General features: G+C 41.5%; 20 protein-coding genes. 19 read left to right on the top strand and 1 reads right to left on the bottom strand.

Annotated elements, in window-relative coordinates; translation table 11 throughout:
- The first annotated feature begins 6 nt into the window (after positions 1-6).
- The 3 genes from guaB to NIS_RS06840 are packed head-to-tail and all read left to right on the top strand — an operon-like array spanning position 7 to position 3,977.
- Entirely contained in the window at positions 7-1,452 is a 1,446-nt protein-coding gene (guaB, locus tag NIS_RS06850; RefSeq protein ID WP_012082651.1) for an IMP dehydrogenase, read from the top strand.
- A gap of 60 nt (positions 1,453-1,512) precedes the next feature.
- Positions 1,513-2,721, top strand: coding sequence for a trans-sulfuration enzyme family protein (locus tag NIS_RS06845; RefSeq protein WP_012082650.1), 1,209 nt, complete (start codon positions 1,513-1,515; stop codon positions 2,719-2,721).
- Positions 2,718-3,977, top strand: a complete 1,260-nt coding sequence (locus NIS_RS06840; protein ID WP_012082649.1) for an O-acetylhomoserine aminocarboxypropyltransferase/cysteine synthase family protein — start codon at positions 2,718-2,720, stop codon at positions 3,975-3,977. Before NIS_RS06845 ends, NIS_RS06840 begins: the two co-directional genes overlap by 4 nt.
- 87 nt (positions 3,978-4,064) lie before the next feature.
- Here the strand turns inward: NIS_RS06840 and NIS_RS06835 are convergent, their stop codons facing one another.
- On the bottom strand, positions 4,065-5,417 hold the full coding sequence (locus NIS_RS06835) for a cation:proton antiporter (RefSeq protein WP_012082648.1): 1,353 nt from the start codon (positions 5,415-5,417) through the stop codon (positions 4,065-4,067).
- A 100-nt stretch (positions 5,418-5,517) separates the two neighbouring features.
- Here NIS_RS06835 and NIS_RS06830 point away from each other — a divergent pair, with 100 nt between their 5' ends.
- From NIS_RS06830 to NIS_RS06755, 16 genes are read left to right on the top strand one after another with little or no spacing between them, the layout of a single operon-like run.
- The gene (locus tag NIS_RS06830) at positions 5,518-6,627 is read left to right on the top strand and encodes a homoserine O-acetyltransferase MetX (protein WP_012082647.1); all 1,110 of its coding nucleotides are present in this window, start codon (positions 5,518-5,520) and stop codon (positions 6,625-6,627) included.
- Positions 6,624-6,815 carry an exodeoxyribonuclease VII small subunit gene (xseB, locus tag NIS_RS06825; protein WP_012082646.1) on the top strand — a complete coding sequence of 64 codons (192 nt, stop codon included), beginning with the start codon at positions 6,624-6,626 and terminating at the stop codon, positions 6,813-6,815. Before NIS_RS06830 ends, xseB begins: the two co-directional genes overlap by 4 nt.
- A complete protein-coding gene (locus tag NIS_RS06820; RefSeq protein WP_012082645.1) occupies positions 6,812-7,612 on the top strand; it encodes a carbon-nitrogen hydrolase family protein in 801 nt (266 codons plus the stop codon). Before xseB ends, NIS_RS06820 begins: the two co-directional genes overlap by 4 nt.
- Positions 7,609-8,274 carry a HesA/MoeB/ThiF family protein gene (locus NIS_RS06815; RefSeq protein WP_012082644.1) on the top strand — a complete coding sequence of 222 codons (666 nt, stop codon included), beginning with the start codon at positions 7,609-7,611 and terminating at the stop codon, positions 8,272-8,274. The genes NIS_RS06820 and NIS_RS06815 overlap by 4 nt, the downstream gene beginning before the upstream one ends.
- A 42-nt stretch (positions 8,275-8,316) precedes the next feature.
- A complete protein-coding gene (locus NIS_RS06810; protein WP_012082643.1) occupies positions 8,317-8,574 on the top strand; it encodes a hypothetical protein in 258 nt (85 codons plus the stop codon).
- Entirely contained in the window at positions 8,558-8,956 is a 399-nt protein-coding gene (locus NIS_RS10215) for a PIN domain-containing protein (protein WP_012082642.1), read from the top strand. Before NIS_RS06810 ends, NIS_RS10215 begins: the two co-directional genes overlap by 17 nt.
- On the top strand, positions 8,946-10,070 hold the full coding sequence (locus tag NIS_RS06800; RefSeq protein ID WP_012082641.1) for a succinyldiaminopimelate transaminase: 1,125 nt from the start codon (positions 8,946-8,948) through the stop codon (positions 10,068-10,070). Before NIS_RS10215 ends, NIS_RS06800 begins: the two co-directional genes overlap by 11 nt.
- Positions 10,052-10,513: a hypothetical protein gene (locus tag NIS_RS06795; RefSeq protein WP_012082640.1), complete on the top strand. Its 462-nt coding sequence runs from the start codon at positions 10,052-10,054 to the stop codon at positions 10,511-10,513. The genes NIS_RS06800 and NIS_RS06795 overlap by 19 nt, the downstream gene beginning before the upstream one ends.
- Positions 10,488-10,805, top strand: coding sequence for a nucleotidyltransferase family protein (locus NIS_RS06790; RefSeq protein WP_012082639.1), 318 nt, complete (start codon positions 10,488-10,490; stop codon positions 10,803-10,805). Before NIS_RS06795 ends, NIS_RS06790 begins: the two co-directional genes overlap by 26 nt.
- Positions 10,781-11,350 carry a hypothetical protein gene (locus NIS_RS06785; RefSeq protein ID WP_012082638.1) on the top strand — a complete coding sequence of 190 codons (570 nt, stop codon included), beginning with the start codon at positions 10,781-10,783 and terminating at the stop codon, positions 11,348-11,350. The genes NIS_RS06790 and NIS_RS06785 overlap by 25 nt, the downstream gene beginning before the upstream one ends.
- The gene (murC, locus tag NIS_RS06780) at positions 11,347-12,657 is read left to right on the top strand and encodes a UDP-N-acetylmuramate--L-alanine ligase (protein ID WP_012082637.1); all 1,311 of its coding nucleotides are present in this window, start codon (positions 11,347-11,349) and stop codon (positions 12,655-12,657) included. Before NIS_RS06785 ends, murC begins: the two co-directional genes overlap by 4 nt.
- Positions 12,654-12,929 (top strand): nucleotidyltransferase domain-containing protein, encoded by a 276-nt coding sequence (locus tag NIS_RS06775; protein ID WP_012082636.1) that lies wholly within the window; start codon positions 12,654-12,656, stop codon positions 12,927-12,929. Before murC ends, NIS_RS06775 begins: the two co-directional genes overlap by 4 nt.
- Positions 12,926-13,357 (top strand): hypothetical protein, encoded by a 432-nt coding sequence (locus tag NIS_RS06770; RefSeq protein ID WP_012082635.1) that lies wholly within the window; start codon positions 12,926-12,928, stop codon positions 13,355-13,357. The genes NIS_RS06775 and NIS_RS06770 overlap by 4 nt, the downstream gene beginning before the upstream one ends.
- A 2-nt stretch (positions 13,358-13,359) precedes the next feature.
- Positions 13,360-13,728, top strand: a complete 369-nt coding sequence (locus NIS_RS06765) for a hypothetical protein (protein ID WP_012082634.1) — start codon at positions 13,360-13,362, stop codon at positions 13,726-13,728.
- Entirely contained in the window at positions 13,718-14,578 is an 861-nt protein-coding gene (locus NIS_RS06760; RefSeq protein WP_012082633.1) for a DNA adenine methylase, read from the top strand. Before NIS_RS06765 ends, NIS_RS06760 begins: the two co-directional genes overlap by 11 nt.
- Positions 14,569-16,755, top strand: a complete 2,187-nt coding sequence (locus tag NIS_RS06755) for an endonuclease MutS2 (RefSeq protein WP_012082632.1) — start codon at positions 14,569-14,571, stop codon at positions 16,753-16,755. Before NIS_RS06760 ends, NIS_RS06755 begins: the two co-directional genes overlap by 10 nt.
- Positions 16,756-16,767: the final 12 nt, after the last annotated feature.

Below are 16,767 nucleotides of genomic sequence, written 5' to 3'. Positions count from 1 at the left end.
AAGAGAATGAAACTACGTGGAAAAGCCCTAACTTTTGAAGATGTCCTTTTGGTACCGAAACACTCCCAAGTGCTTCCGAAAGAGGTCAGTGTTAAAACGATGCTCACAAGAAATGTACCATTGAACATCCCTTTAGTATCAGCCGCCATGGATACAGTGACTGAACATAGAGCTGCTATTGCCATGGCACGGCTTGGCGGTATAGGAATTATCCATAAAAATATGGATATCGCTTCCCAGGTTGCAGAGATCAAGAGGGTCAAAAAGAGTGAGAGCGGTGTGATCATGGATCCGATTTTCATCCATCCGGATGCTACCATCGGCGAAGCCGAAAAGATCATGAGCGAATACCGCATCAGCGGCGTGCCTGTTGTGGATGAAGATATGCATCTCCTTGGGATTTTGACAAACAGAGATCTTCGGTTTGAAAAAGATTTCAGTAAAAAAGTCTCGGAAGTGATGACGAAGATGCCGCTTGTGACCGCAAAACCTGGCATTACATTGGAAGAAGCCGCAGAAAAGATGAATGAACACAAAATCGAAAAACTGCCTATCATCGATGCAGAGGGAAGACTCAAAGGACTTGTGACAATCAAAGATATCAAGAAAAAGATCGAGTATCCAAACGCCAATAAAGATGAGTATGGAAGACTTCGTGTGGGAGCTGCAATAGGTGTTAACCAACTCGATCGTGCACGTGCCTTGGTAGAAGCAGGTGTCGATGTTTTGGTTCTTGACAGTGCCCATGGACACTCTCAAGGAATCATCGATACTCTCAAAGCGATCAAAGATGAGCTCGATATCGATGTAGTGGCCGGTAACGTAGCGACACCTGAAGCGACAGAGGATTTGATCAAAGCTGGAGCCGATGCGGTAAAAGTAGGGATAGGACCAGGAAGTATCTGTACCACAAGAATCGTTGCAGGTGTGGGCGTACCGCAAATCACTGCAATCGATACCTGTGCCCAGGTGGCAAAAGAGTATGGTGTACCTATCATCGCAGACGGCGGTATCAAATACTCTGGTGATGTGGCGAAGGCTTTGGCGGTAGGGGCAAGCAGTGTGATGATAGGGAGCTTGCTTGCAGGAACGGAAGAGAGTCCAGGCGAAGTGGTCATGTATCAGGGGCGTCAATACAAAACATACCGGGGCATGGGAAGTATCGGTGCGATGACAAAAGGAAGTACCGATCGATATTTTCAAGAAGGAACCGCTGCGGACAAACTTGTGCCCGAAGGAATTGAGGGAATGGTGCCTTACAGAGGAAAGATAGCCAATGTAGTTCATCAACTCATCGGAGGTCTAAGAAGCTCCATGGGATATCTTGGCGCAAAAGATATTCCAACCTTCCAAGAAAGAGCGGAATTTGTAGAGATTACAAGTGCCGGGCTCAAAGAGTCCCATGTACATGATGTAACAATCACGAAAGAGGCTCCCAACTACCACGTATAAGATTGGCTTTGCCAATCTTTTTCTTGCTATAATTGCTCCAATTCAATATAGGAAATTGTTATGGATAAGTTTGAACGTTTCCAGACCGCTGTCGTGCAGATGATCGGTTCAAAAGAGGGAGCGATATCGCCTCCGATTGTAGGATCAGCCTCTTTTGCCTACGGTTCGCCTCAAAACGGGGAAGCTATCTTTAGCGGAGATCTTCCAAAACCGCTGTATGCTAGGATGGGAAATCCGACCAATGCAAAACTCGAAAGCATTTTAGCAATGATGGATGAAGCCGAGGGAGCGGTGGTCACGGCAAGTGGTATGGGGGCTATCGCGATGACTGTGACCTCGATGCTGGAGTCCGGCGATGAAGTTGCTTGCATTGGGGGGCTTTTTGGAGGAAGTTACGCCTTTTTTAAAGAGACCGCTGCAAGACTTGGTATCAAGGCAAGGTTCTACAGGGCCGATGAACTGCCAAAGATTTCTTCAAAGACGAAGATGATCTATTGCGAAAGTATCGGCAATCCCAATATGCAGATCGTCGATTTTGAAGCGCTTGGAATGTTGGCAAAAGAGCATAATATTTTGTATGTGGTAGACAATACTTTAACACCTTTACTCTTCAATCCTTTTGAGTACGGAGCCGATCTGGTTCTTTACTCCACCACAAAAATCATCGCAGGATTTTCCCAGGCACTTGGGGGAGCCGTGGTGTTTCGAAGTGTTCGAGAGGAGTTGGTAAAGAACTATCCTTTTATGGAAAAGTTTGTTGAAAAACTTGGTGACAAAGCCTATATGGGGATGATGAAAAAAAGAGCCTTGAGAGATTTCGGTATGAGTCAAGATGCTTATGAAAGCTACCTGACTATGCTTGGACTCGAAACCCTTGCATGGCGTGTTCAAAGAGTGAGTCAAAGTGCGAAGGAAGTAGCGTTGGCACTTCAAAGTTATGTAAAAGTAATCCATCCAGCAGTAAGCAACGATCCAAAATATGAGCGCTATTTTCCATACTCTTGTGGACAGATGTTGGGGCTTGATTTTGGAAGCAAAGAGAGAGCCTTTGCCTTTTTACAAAAAGCAAAACTTCCCTTTATCACGGCAAATCTTGGCGATAGCCGGACACTGGCCCTTCACATGGCAAGTACGATCTATCGAGATTTTAGTGAAGAAGAGAGAAAATTTTTGGGTGTAAGCGATGGATTTGTGAGAGTTTCCATAGGACTGGAGCACCCCGAAGCAGTTATAGATGATTTTACAAATGCCATAAAGGAAACAGGATGAAAAAAGAGACGATAGCGCTGCACGCAGGATATGAAAAGGATGAACAACAGACGATGGCCGTTCCTATCTATATGACCACTGCCTATGCCTTTGACAGTGCAGAACATGCGGCCAATCTTTTTGCACTCAAAGAGCTTGGAAATATCTATACACGTATCGGCAATCCGACCACCGATGTCTTTGAAAAGCGTTTCGCCGAACTGGAGGGGGGCGTAGCGGCATTGGCGACTTCCAGTGGAATGGCAGCCATCAACTACAGTGTACTCAATCTTTGCGAAGCGGGAGACAATATTATTGCAGCCCATCAGCTCTATGGCGGAACGGTAACGCTTTTTACCCATACGCTCAAGCGTCTAGGAATTGAAGCGAGAATGTTTGATGTTCATGAGCCACAGCAGATAGAAAAACTGATCGACGAAAAAACGAAAGCGATCTTTTTTGAAAGCATTACAAATCCAAGTATCGATGTACCGGATTTTGAAAAGATTGTACAGATCGCCAATAAACACGATATCATCACCATAGTGGACAATACTGTTGCTACGCCGATACTATGTAACCCTATAGCGTATGGCGTGGACGTAGTGGTGCACAGTACCAGCAAATATACAACAGGCCAGGGACTGGCTCTTGGCGGTATCATCGTGGAAGGAGAGAGTGCAAAAGAAAAAATCAAAAACAATCCAAGATATACCCATTTCAACGAACCGGATACGAGCTATCACGGTCTTATCTATACCGATACCCCTTTTCCTCCGTTTATATTGAGAGCCAGACTCAGTCTGCTTCGGGATATGGGTTCAGCGCCAAGTCCTTTTAACAGTTGGCTCTTTATCCAGGGACTTGAGCATCTGAGTCTAAGAGTCAAACAGCACAGCCAAAGCGCTGTGGAAATAGCCAAATGGCTTCAAAAACATCCAAAAGTGAAAAAGGTCAACTATCCACTCCTGGAAGGAGATAAAAACTATGAAAATGCCAAAAAGTATCTCAGAGGTGGTGCCAGCGGACTTTTGAGTTTTGAAGTGGGAAGTTTTGACGAGGCAAAAAAGATAGCTGACAGCGTGAAGATCTTTAGCAGGGTCGTCAATATCGGCGATAGCAAATCGATCATTACCCATCCGGCATCCACGACCCATCAGCAGTTGAGTGCAGAAGAGCTTGCGGCTGCGGGAGTAAGTGAAGGGCTCATTCGATTAAGTATAGGCTTAGAAGCGACCCAAGATTTGATCGAGGATCTGAATCAGGCGTTATCATAAAGGGCTGTGCGCCCTTTGAAAAGCTCAAACACTCTTTACAAATTCCTATTTCCTAATTACCAATTACTAATATACCAATAACCAATTTCACCTGGAAAGTTTAACACCAAAAAGTCTCAACTCCTTCTCCCCTTCATAGTAGGGTTTCCACCAGTTGATCACGAGGGGTACCGAGATATTGAGCAAAAAAGTAGCAAAGATAAGCGTTTGAAACTGTGCATCATCGAAAATTTTGTTTTCTGTATAGGCGATATTGATAACGATAAAGGCAAGTTCTGCTCGTCCAAGCATTCCCAACCCTATCATAACCGATTCGTGCCATCTGTATCCACCGGTAAATTTTGCAGCAAATGCAGCTGAGAGGATCTGAAAAACAAATACAAGACCAAAAAGGACCAGAACCTGCCACCAGATCGAGTCCAAAATATCAAAGTCAAATATGATTTTGCTTCCAAGATTGACAAAAAAGATCGGTCCAAAAATGGTAAACGCGATATGATCCATTACAAATTTTGACTCTTTAAAAATCTTATCCGGTCTTGGCGCCCGCTCAAACAAAAAGTACTCTTTTTTCATAAAAAGTCCCGCGATATATGCGCCGATTGCTGGATGAAAACCAAAAAGATCGGCTATCGCACCCATTCCCATCGCCACAAAGACCATGATGAGCGGCGTAAACTCGCCCCCATACATGATTAAAAGCTTTTTGATGCTGACAGGTACAAACAGCTTTGTCATATGGTAGTCCAATCTTTGTAAAAGTGTGGCGTTTTTTGGAAGTTTTTTGGGGACTTTTTCAGGAAATGCAAAAAGTCCTATAATAAGAGCTATGGCAAAAAAGAGGATGACTTTGATGGTGATCCAACCGATATTTTCAAAGTCGATCTCCAGACTTCCTCCGGACTTCGTGGCAGCAAGTGCCAAAGGGATGATGATGGCAACACCGATGAGTGAAAGCACATCATCAACCACGGCAGCTGTCATAATACCGGTAGCGGCAGTTGATTTGTGCATATTCTTTTCTTTCAGGCTCACCATTGTTAGACTCACTGCCGTTGCGGTCATGGTTAGACCCCACAACAGTGCGACGGAGTCGTTGTAGCCAAACATCTTTGCACTCAAAAACCCGGCTAAAAATGGAAAAATCGCCCCTATAATCGCAATGCCCAAACTTCTTTTGAGTCCCTCTTTGAAATGGTCCAGATCCTCATCAAATCCGAGAGCGAACATGATAAATACGATGCCCCATTCACCGATATACTCCAAAACTCCGTGCTGCTGTGGAATGATTCCTAAATTTGCAAACAGAGCACCAAAAATAATCAGCCAAAGTACATCAACTGTCGAGGTTTTTTTAGCGATGGTTTTTGACAAAATGACAATACCCAAAATAATAGTGCTGATGAACCAGATATTATGCTGTATCATCTCTTGGATCATAAAAATTCCTTACAAAAATTTGCTCTATTATATCCATTTTAGCTCTTTTCAACGCAACTTTAAGTATAATGATTCCAATTTTTAGGACAGGGTGCAGCAATTGGAAATAGTTACCAAAACCGCTAAATTCACAAATCCTTTATATCTTGAAAGCGGACGTATATTAGAGCCTTACGAGATCATCTATGAAACATACGGAGAACTCAACGAAGACAGATCCAATGTTATCGTCATCTGCCATGCGCTCAGTGGTTCGCACCATGCAGCGGGTCGATACGAGGGAGACAGAAAGCCCGGCTGGTGGGACGGACTCATAGGGGATGGAAAAGCGATCGATACCAAAAAATGGTTTGTCATCTGTACCAATACCATAGGCAGCTGCTTTGGTTCCACCGGTCCCATGAGCCCGATGTATCCAAGCGATGAACCCTACCGGTTCAAATTTCCGGTCATCACCATCAAGGATATGGTCAAAGCCCAGAAGATCCTTTTTGCAAAACTTGGAATCGACAGAGTCCATGCCGTCGTAGGCGGCAGTATGGGTGGGATGCAGGCTCTACGTTTTGCTGTGGATTTTCCGGGATTTGCCAAAAAGATCGTTGCTCTTGCCGCCACATATGCCACAAGACCCTGGGTGATTGCCTTTAACGAGATTGCAAAAGAGGCGATCATCAAAGATCCCGATTTCAAAAAGGGCAATTATGATCCGAAAGATTTGAAAGAAAAGGGACTTACCGGACTCGCTGTTGGTCGAATGGCCGGGCATATCAGTTTTTTGAGTCATTACTCGATGGATAGAAAATTTGGACGAGATTACGTGCCAAATGAAGGACTTTATGAGCTGTTTGGACATTTTCAAGTGGAGCGCTACCTTGAATACAACGGATACAATTTCAGTAAGTGGTTTGATCCGTTGAGTTATCTGTATATCACAAAAGCGATCAATCTCTTTGATCTCTCAACAGGCTATGAGAGTCTGGAAGAGGCTTTGATGCGAGTCAAGTCAAAGCTCTATCTGATCGGCTTCGAAAAGGATATGCTCTTTTTACCCGAAGAGATGGAGTATATCGATCAAAAAATGCGACAAATCGGAAAAGAAGATCTCAGCGAATATTACGAAGTCAAAAGTGATTACGGACATGACGCTTTTTTGGTAGAATTAGATAAGTTTAACGAATATATCAATGATGTGATAGAGGATAAAAGATGAATGAAAGTTTTGAAGAGAAACTTAAAAAAGCGAAAACAATTTTAGATGAGTTGATGAAGCAAGATATACCTTTGGCTAAAAGTGTAGAGCTGTATAAAGAGGGGATGAAACTGCTTCAAGATGCCCAGAAACTTTTGGAAGAAGCAAAAGTGCAGATCGAAATCATTCAGCAAGAAGAGCGTCAATGAATATTGCGGCTTTGCAGATAGCCTCTGTAGGGATGAGTCCAAACAGGCTCGATTTCTATATGCGTATCGCCAAAGAGAATGGGGTTCGTCTTCTTGCGTTGCCAGAATATGTCCTCAATCCCTTTTTCCATGAGTTGCGCTCTATTCCCAAATCGATGATCCAGCAGCAGTCAAAGACCCAGCTGGAGCATCTCAAACAGTTTGCCAAAACGTATGATATGACGATCGTAGCTCCAATCGTACGTGTGGACAAAGAAGGTATAAAAAAGAGTGTTGCCATCGTACGTCCAGAACGAATGCAATACTATAACCAGCAAATATTGATCAATTATCCTCACTGGAACGAAGAGGTGTTTTTTGCAAATGAGAAAGAGATATTACAAAATGCTCCGGTTGTACGAATTGATGAGATAAAGATAGCTGTATTGCCTGGGTTCGAAGTTCATTTTGATAGATTTTGGCAAGAGTTTATGAAAAGAGGTGTGGATGCGGTGATAGTTCCTTCTATCTCTACATTCGAATCAAAAGAGCGCTGGAACAATCTTCTGAAAATGCGGGCTTTTACCAATCACTGCTATGTGATACGTGTCAACAGAATCGGTGAATACAAAGATGAAAAGAGTAATCGTTGGCGATTTTACGGGGGAAGCGTCAGCTTCGATCCTGAAGGAAATCTTTCGGTTGAACTTGGTGAGAATGAGGAACTTCTCATAGAACATATCCAAAAGCCAAAAATCAAAGAGGCGAGAAAAATGTGGGGGTTTCGATCTGCACTACAAAAGAGGAGCGCGTTATGATGGACTATTTTGCAAGACAGGTAAAGCTTTGGGGAGAAGAGAGACAAAAACTGCTGCAAAAAAAGAGTGTGGCGATTATCGGATGTGGTGGTCTTGGAAGCAGCCTCGCACTGGCACTTGGGGCAACGGGTATAGGGAAAATCTATCTTGTGGATTTTGATCACGTCAGCGTACACAATATCCACAGGCAGATTACCTTCAAAGTGCAAGATGAGGGAAAAAACAAAGCAGAAGTGAATGCCTGCGTCATCGAAGATCGATGTCCCTATGTTGAGGTGGAAAGCTTTGTGGAGAGTTTTGACGAATTTGCAAAACGTGATATTCAAGTCGATTTGATTCTCGATGCTACGGACAATCTTCCGGTACGTGCAAAAATCGACGAGTACGCAAAAGAAAAACAGACTCCCTGGATCTATGCCAGTGTGGAAGAGTTTCACGGGCAAGTCTGTTTCATGGACAAAACAAGTTTTAAAACCTTTACCATCACAGATAGAAAGCCAGGCGGGATCGCAGCGCCTATCGTGATGCATGTGGCAAGTCTTGAAGCAAATCTCGCTTTGCGATACTTAGCTGAGTTGCCGGTGAAAAAGGATCTTTTATACTATCTTTTCTTTGATGAAGAGGGTGAGTATCAGATCAGTAAATTTGCCATGCCGGTTTGATCTATATATATTATGTTACAATATATATAAAAAGGATATGGCATGGTGATCTCAATAGGTGAATTGCAACGAAACATTTCGCTATTGAAAACACTCAAGGAGCCACTTATTGTCATCGATAAACGGACAAACAAAAAAGTGGCGATTATCGAGCCGATTAAAGAAGAGAGCGAAGTCGAAAAACTTGAGATTTTCAAAGAAAAACCTGATATAAAAAATATTCATATAAAAGATGTCGATAAAGCATTTGAAGAGGCGTATACCGAATTTTTGCGGGAAAAATATGGTATATCTGGTTGATACGAACGTACTCGTAAGACTTTTTACCCAAGATAACGAAGAAATGTTTCGTGAAGCTTTCTCATTTTTCGAGAAAGTGGCAAACTTTGAAATACAAGCTGTTATCTCCGAAGGTGTTTTACTGGAAAGCTGGTTTGTTTTGCAAAAGGTCTATGAAATGAAAAAAGATGAGATAATCAAAAGACTTTTAACTATTGTAACGTTACGTAATGTTATTTTGGAAGATAAATTGGCTTTCATTGAGGCACTGCATATCTTAAAAGAGAGGAATATCGATTTTATCGATGCTATGCTATGTGTCAAATCAAATATAAAAGGGTATAAAGTGTTTAGTTTTGATAACGATATACAAAGATGTCTAAAGGCGCGTAATGCAGTTTGAAAAATATCCTTTTGAAAAGCTGAATGAGCTCTTAAAGGGTATCCAGCCAAATGAGGAGTTTGCACCTTTGACACTAACCATTGGCGAGCCTCAGTTCGAAACGCCAAAATGTATCCAAGATGAACTTTGCAACAATGTCCATTTACTCAACAAATATCCAAAAACAGCGGGAGAAGAGGAGCTTCACGAAGCGGTGCGAGGATTTGTGCAAAAGAGATTCAATGTCTCTTTAAAGCCAGAGCAGCTGATACTCACTTTTGGGACACGAGAGGTTCTGTTTAATTTTCCTCAGTTTCTGCTTGCCACAAAAGAGGCTCCTGTCATGGCTTTTACCAATCCTTTCTATCAGATCTATGAAGGGGCGGCGATTGCCAGTGGCGCGAAAGTGTTCTATCTTGATCTCACCGAACAAAACGGCTTTAAACCTCAAATTGATGATCGTTTGAGACTGGCTGATCTAGTGATCATCAACTCGCCAAACAATCCTACAGCTGCCGTGATGGATATGGAGGAGTTGAAGCGTTGGGTGGAAGCTGCTTTGGAGTATGACTTTGTCTTGATCAATGATGAGTGCTATAGCGAAATCTACACCGATGTGCCGCCACCATCTTTGCTTGAGGCAAGTCAGGCGGTAGGCAATGAGAGTTTTGAAAACATTCTGGTTGTAAACTCCATCTCCAAACGAAGCAGTGCTCCGGGACTTCGAAGCGGATTTATAGCCGGAGATGAGAAAATTTTACAAGGCTACAAAAGATACAGGGCCTATGTGGGGTGTGCTTCGCCTTTGCCGCTGCAAAAGGCAGCTATGAAGGCCTGGAGCGATGAGGCACATGTGGTGCATTTTCGGGATGCATATAGGAAAAATTTTAAAATAGCCAAAGAGATATTAGGCATAGATGCTCCAGAAGCGACTTTTTATCTTTGGTTGAAAGTCGAAGATGATCTGGAATTTACAAAAAAAGCGTACAAAGAGTACAATATCAAAGTCCTTCCAGGATCATTTTTGGGAAGAAATGGTATCGGCAAAGGATTTGTTCGCATAGCTCTTGTGTATGATGAAGCAAAAACAAAAGAGGCTTTGGATAGGTTGAAAGCATGCTTGCAAAACGATTGAAGCACTACTTTTATGAAGCCGATATCCATATAGGAAAAATTCAGAGGGCAAAAAAAGTTTTAAAAGAGGTGATGCCTTTAAAGAGTTTGAAACTTGAAGAAAAATATCTTGACAAATTGGATATTTTAGCTTTTCGTTTTGCCAAATTGCAAGATCTTTTGGGAGAAAAGATTTTTCGAAACATCCTGGAATATAGTGGATATCCTGTTGATGGAAAAAGGTTTGTTGAGATTTTAGCCGAATTGGAAAAAGAGAAATTTTTAGATGTTGATAGTTGGATAGAATTAAGAAAATATCGAAATTTTTTGGCTCATGAGTATCCTCATGAAGAGGAGCTGCGTATAGAAGCTATTAATTTTATTTTCGAAAACAGTGACTATTTGACAGAAATAACGAAAAAGTTGGAAAAATACTATCATGAGATTGAAAGCTCAGGAAATTAACACAATTCAAAAAGTTGTCAACCAGATTTTTGGAGAAACGCAAATATATCTCTTTGGAAGTAGACTAAACGATATGAAAAGGGGAGGAGATATCGATATTTTTGTTATTCCCAAAAAGAGAGACAAGCTTTTATCAAAAAAGGTAAAAGCGGAGTTCATTTTGGAAGAAAAACTGATGAAACCTGTTGATATCGTTATCCATACAGATTTTCAAAGGCCTATTGAACAGGAAGCCTTAAAGGGAATAGAACTGAACAAAGGAAGTGAATGGACGCGAACCTCACACGACTAAAAACAGATAAAGAGTTTTTGGAAAATCTTGAAAAAGAGAGACAAAAAGCCTTTAAAGAGCATGACATTGTAAAACTGTATGATGTTCTTGATACGATGCTGGCTCTTGATATGGAGGATGAAAAGATCGATGAGCTGTATCAGGAGATTTTACGAACGGCATTTGACGATCTTGCACAGATGCTCAGTGTTGGAGAGAGATTTGATTTTACAAAAGAGCATGATTTTTACAATGCAAGAGCCATCTATGAACATGCACTGGAACGTTGGAACAGTAAGGATTATAAAGGAGCGAATGAGCTCTTTTTGGTGTTAAGCTATATCATGCCGGACAGATATCAAAAAGCGATGCTTTTGCCCCTTGGCTTGACTGCTCAAAAGGAGTCTTTGGATAGATTTATCGCAGAGTTTGTAGATCAGAAAAAAGTCGATGAAGAGAGTTTCTTTTTCGATGCCTTTACGAAAAAAGCAGAAGAGTTTTTGGTTTGTCACAGTGACTTGATCGAAGAAGAGCTTAAAAAAATTGAAAAGTTGGCGCAAAGATGAAGATCCATTTCATAGGAATCGGAGGGATAGGTCTCAGTGGCCTTGCCAGGTTTTTGCAACACGAAGGATATCGTGTGAGCGGTTCAGATATGAGTGAGACACCCTTGGTGCAAAAGCTTCGAGAAGAAGGGATCACAGTTGATGTTCCGCAAAAAAGGGAAAATATCACTTCCGATATCGATGTCGTGATCTACAGTGCGGCGGTGAAAAGCACAAATCCCGAACTTCAAGCCGCCAAATCTTTGGGCATCAAAACAATTCCAAGACGTGAAGCTTTGCCAATTGTTCTTGGAGGCAAAAAAGTATATGCCGTTGCAGGCGCGCACGGCAAAAGTACCACTAGCGCCATTTTGGCTTCTATCTTGAATGAAGCAAGTGCCATTATCGGGGCTGAGAGCAAAGAGTTTGGCTCCAACGTCCGATACACCGGAAGCGAGACGGTGGTATTTGAAGCTGATGAGAGTGATGCCAGCTTTTTGAACTCCAACCCATATTGTGCCATTGTAACGAATGCGGAACCAGAACATATGGAGTATTACAATCACGATTTGGAGCTGTTTTATGATGCGTACCGATCATTTTTAAAGCAGGCAAAGGTGCGTGTGATCAATGCTGAAGATCCCTTTTTGGCTTCACTGGATATAGAAGCGATCAGACTCTATCCAAGCCAGGATATCAAAAATATAACCCACTTTTTAAAAGACGATGAGCCTCATATCCGGTTTGAACTACGAGATTTTGGTGCATTTGAGGTGTGGGGATTTGGAAAGCATATAGCGATCGATGCAAGTTTGGCCATCTTGGCTGCCATGCGAGAATTGGGACTCGATGAGATCAAAAAAAATCTTCAAAACTACAAAGGTATCAAAAAACGGTTTGATATCGTTGAAAAAAGAGAGGATCTTATCGTTATTGATGATTACGCGCATCATCCGACAGAGATCAAAGCGACACTAATTTCTTTGTTGGAGTATGCAAAACTCAAAAATATCAAAGATATTACGATTATTTGGCAGCCCCATAAATATTCACGGGTTTTGGATAACCTAGAAGAGTTTGTGCGCTGTTTTTATAAAGGGGCGAAACTTGTGATTTTACCTGTATGGAGTGCAGGAGAGGAGCCGGTGGAGATCGATTTTGAAAATCTTTTCAAGGAGTATACGCCGCTGTTTGCCGATAGAATCAAAAAAGATGAAAAAAGCGTTTGGCTTATCAAAGATAAAAAGGCATTAGAGTCAATTGAAAAGGGATTGGTTATCGGATTTGGAGCAGGCGATATCACCTATCAGCTAAGAGGATTGGGATGAGGCTCAAACCTGAAGAGATTGTAGCGATCAAAGAGGCTGTTTATGCTTTTGATCCGGATGCAAAGATCTATCTTTTTGGCAGCAGAACAGACGATACCAAAAAAGGGGGAGACATTGATCTTTTGATAGAGAGCTCTGTAATCGATTTTTCTCACATTATCAAAATAAAAACAAAACTTTTTTTGAGTTTGGGTGATCGAACTGTTGATATCGTGTTGAAAAAAGATACTCCTTTTGTACACCACATTCAAAAAGAGGCTATAAAATTATGAAAGACCTTCTTTGTGAATACTACAAAAATCTTGTACAAAGTATACAGTGGCTGGAAAAATCTTTTCAACGCTGTCAAGGAATTGCTCCCGATAGCGAAGAGAATATCGAAAAATTAGAGACATTTGCTGCAAGATTTTCAAGAAGCGTTGATATTTTGATCAACAAATTTTTACGAAGCCTCGATCTTGCCGAATTGGAATCAGTTGAAAGAAGGCTCGATTCTGTTATACGAGCAGAAAAACGTGGATTTGTAGAAAATTATGAAGAGCTTATTGAATTGAAAAACTTGAGAAACGAACTTGCTCATGAATATTTGGAAGAGCTTTTTTTGCAAAAGATTGCACTTGTGGAAGAGTACTCAAAAAAGCTTTTTCAAATCGTACAAAGAATCGATTGGTATATGAAAAATTCAAACTTTTGTGAGTAGTGATGGCGTTACTCTATTTTTTACTCTTTTTACTGCTCATTTTTGCCATTATCGCAGCGGTGATCTATTTTTTTGGAACATTTGCCTCTCGTATAAAATATGTTTTGCTTTTTGCTTTGCTTGTTGGATGGATTGCAATTGCAGGATATAGCTACTATCAACATAAAAAAACAGTGTATCTCGACAAGATATATTATGAATATCTTCATAGCAAAACGTTACAGTGCCGAGATACATTCGGAATACAGCGAAAAGTAAATAAAAAGAGCTTTAATTTTATCAGTGGGACGCTTGTTTTCATGGGAAAAGAGGGGACAAAATATGAAGGGCTTGTTGTCCCGATAGATAGCTGCAAGGTAGATGGGAAGTAGAGCGAAGCCGTTTGTAAAATGGGCTGGTGGCAAAAAAACGATTGCCAAAAAACTTGCACAAATGGTTCCTCTCGATTTTTGTGAATACCATGAGCCCTTTTTAGGAGGAGGGGCATTTTTTTTTGAACTATACAACCAAGGTATCCTTGAAGGGAAAAAAGTCTTTTTAAGCGATCGAAACAGTGAACTGGTCAATGCATTTCAAGTCGTTCAAAAAAGAATCGAACCGCTTATCGAAACGTTGAAAGATTTTTCGAAAATGCACAATGAAGCTTTGTACTATGAGATCCGCTCATGGGATCGATCTGAAGATTTTTTTTCTATCGATCCGGTAACGCGAGCCGCACGCTTTATCTATCTCAATAAAACCTGCTACAATGGCCTTTATCGTGTCAATAGCAAAGGCCATTTCAACGTCCCTATGGGGAAACATAAAAAGCCAAATATCTGTGATAAAGAGACACTTTACAAAGCACATGAAGCTTTACAGGGTGTCGTGATAGAGTGTTGTGATTTTACAAAGGCTTTAGAAAAAGTTGGGCCCAAAAGCTTTGTCTATCTCGATCCTCCCTATCTTTCGCAAGGGCACAATGCCGGATTTGCCTCCTATACCAAGCAGCTTTTTTTGTATGAAAGTCATCAAAAACTGGCACATATCTGTCACGCACTGGATTCCAAAAAGGTCTACTGGATGCAAAGCAACATAGCTCATCCAAAAATTATAGATCTCTATGAAAAATATGGTATAACGATGATTAAAAAATCACATATCATCAATGCCAATGCAAAAAAAAGAGAGAAAGTTCAAGAAATAGTGATAACAAACTACAAGGAAAAAGCGTGGATTTAGAAAAGAAGCTGGATCTTACAGATTTTTTGGATCAATTGCGAGACTTTTTTGCAAGGCCAAAACCTTTGGCGATGGAGGGTGATGTCCATATTCATTACGAATTTTTGATGCAGCTTTGGTCCTGTACGTTTAAAGAGCCTCCAAAAGTGCAGTGTCTCGATGAAGCACTGATGAGATTGAAAAAGCAGGGAGTACTGACACTTTCTGAGATTTTCGAGTTTGTCAAAATCGTACGCTATTTTACGTATCTCAAATCTTTGGCGTTTGAAGGAAATATGGGAGAGTGGCTCCAAAGCATTGAAATTCCTGAAGAGATAACGCAAATCGATGGATATTTTGATGAAAAAGGGAACATAAAAAGCGAAATCGATGAGCGACTTGTGGTTTTGGAAAATGCTCTATCCCATACAAAAACCCAAATCAGACAAAAACTCCAGGCTTTGATAAACGCCAAAAAACTGCAAAGCTATTTGGTGGACAGACAGATCCATTTTGTGGGTGGTGAAGAGGCTCTGCTTGTTCGGGGAGGGTTTAACCATGTTCTCAAAGCGACTGTCATTGGAAGAAGCAGCGGCGGATTTTTCTATGTGCTGCCGCAAGATATCAAAGAGCTCAAATCCAAAGAAGCCGATCTTCTGAGCCAAGTAGAAGAGATCCATTATGAAATTCAAAAAAGTATCAGTACCAAGTTTCATAAATATCTCAAATTTTTACACTTTATCAACCGGGCATTTGACAGGTTCGATCACTATCAAGCCAGAGTTCGTTTCGCAAAAGCCAAAAATCTCCATATCATCCTTCCAAAAAACGATAACAAGATCATCCTAAAAAGCTTTGCCCATCCTGCCATAGTGTATCCAAAGCCCGTTGATCTAGTGTTTGATAAAAAAGTGCTTATCATCACGGGTGTCAATGCGGGCGGGAAAACGATGCTTTTGAAATCGATCCTCGCTTCAGCCTATATGGCCAAATATCTTATACCGATGCAGTGTGATCCAAAAAGCCATATCGGCAGATTCAAAGAGATCTTACCAATCATCGAAGATCCCCAAAATGTCAAAAACGATATCTCCACGTTTGCTGGAAGGATGCTAGAATTTTCAAGACTTTTTTCAAAAAACCATCTTTTGGTAGGTGTGGATGAGATAGAGCTCGGAACGGACAGTGACGAAGCAGCGACACTGTTTAAAGTGATTATCGAAGAGCTGATGAAAAAAGATATCAAAATAGCCATTACCACCCACCACAAACGACTTGCCTCCTTGATGGCTGCTCATGAAGATGTGGAACTGGTGGCTGCGATGTATGATGAGGAAAAAGGGGTGCCTACGTATGAGTTCTTGCAAGGAATCATCGGTAAAAGCTATGCTTTCGAGACCGCAAGACGTTATGGCATCCCTCTTGGTATCGTCCAAAGAGCGAAAAAAGAGTATGGAGAAGATCAGGAAAAACTGAGCGAACTGATCGAGCGGGGCAGTGAACTTGAACGCGCTTTGAAAGAGAAAAATCAAAAATTAAACCTTGAACTTTCACGTGTTACACGAGAAAGAATGCTTTTGCAAGAAGAGCGGGAGAAGTTTCATGAGATGCTAAAAAGCGAGAAAAGAAAACTTGAACAGATCTATCAAGAGGCGGTAAGTGAGGCGAAAAAAGCTCTCAGAGCAAAGGAGGAAAAAGAGCTGCACAGGCACCTTACGAAAGCTTCCCAAATTGCTAAATCGGCTAAACTCAAAGAAAAAGAGCCAGAAGAGTTGAAAGTAGGTGACAGTGTAAAATATCGAAAAACAAGAGGTGTGATCCTCTCCATCCGAGGAAAAGAGGCGATGATCGAGGCTGATGGCATGAAACTCAGAGTCCCTCTCAGCGAACTGAAACGATCATCTATGCCACAAAAGAAAAAGAGCGCTTCAAAAGTGCACGTAAGCAAACCGAAAGCACTTTCTGTGAAACTGGATCTGCATGGTTTAAGGGTTGAAGAGGCTTTGGAAAAAACAGACAAGTTTCTCAGCGATGCGTTAGTGGCAGGGTTTGATGAGGTGTTGATCTATCATGGTGTAGGAAGCGGGAAACTGGCACGTGCGGTACGAGAGTTTTTGAAAAACCATCCAAGAGTCGTAAGCTATGAAGACGCTCCACCTCAAATGGGAGGGTTTGGAGCAACTGTTGTGAAGTTATAATATAATATATAT

Source organism: Nitratiruptor sp. SB155-2 (assembly GCF_000010325.1).
In the GTDB taxonomy this organism is placed as follows: Bacteria; Campylobacterota; Campylobacteria; order Campylobacterales; family Nitratiruptoraceae; genus Nitratiruptor.
The sequence above is the reverse complement of the archived record's forward strand: the minus strand, read 5'-3'. Positions and strand labels throughout refer to the sequence as shown.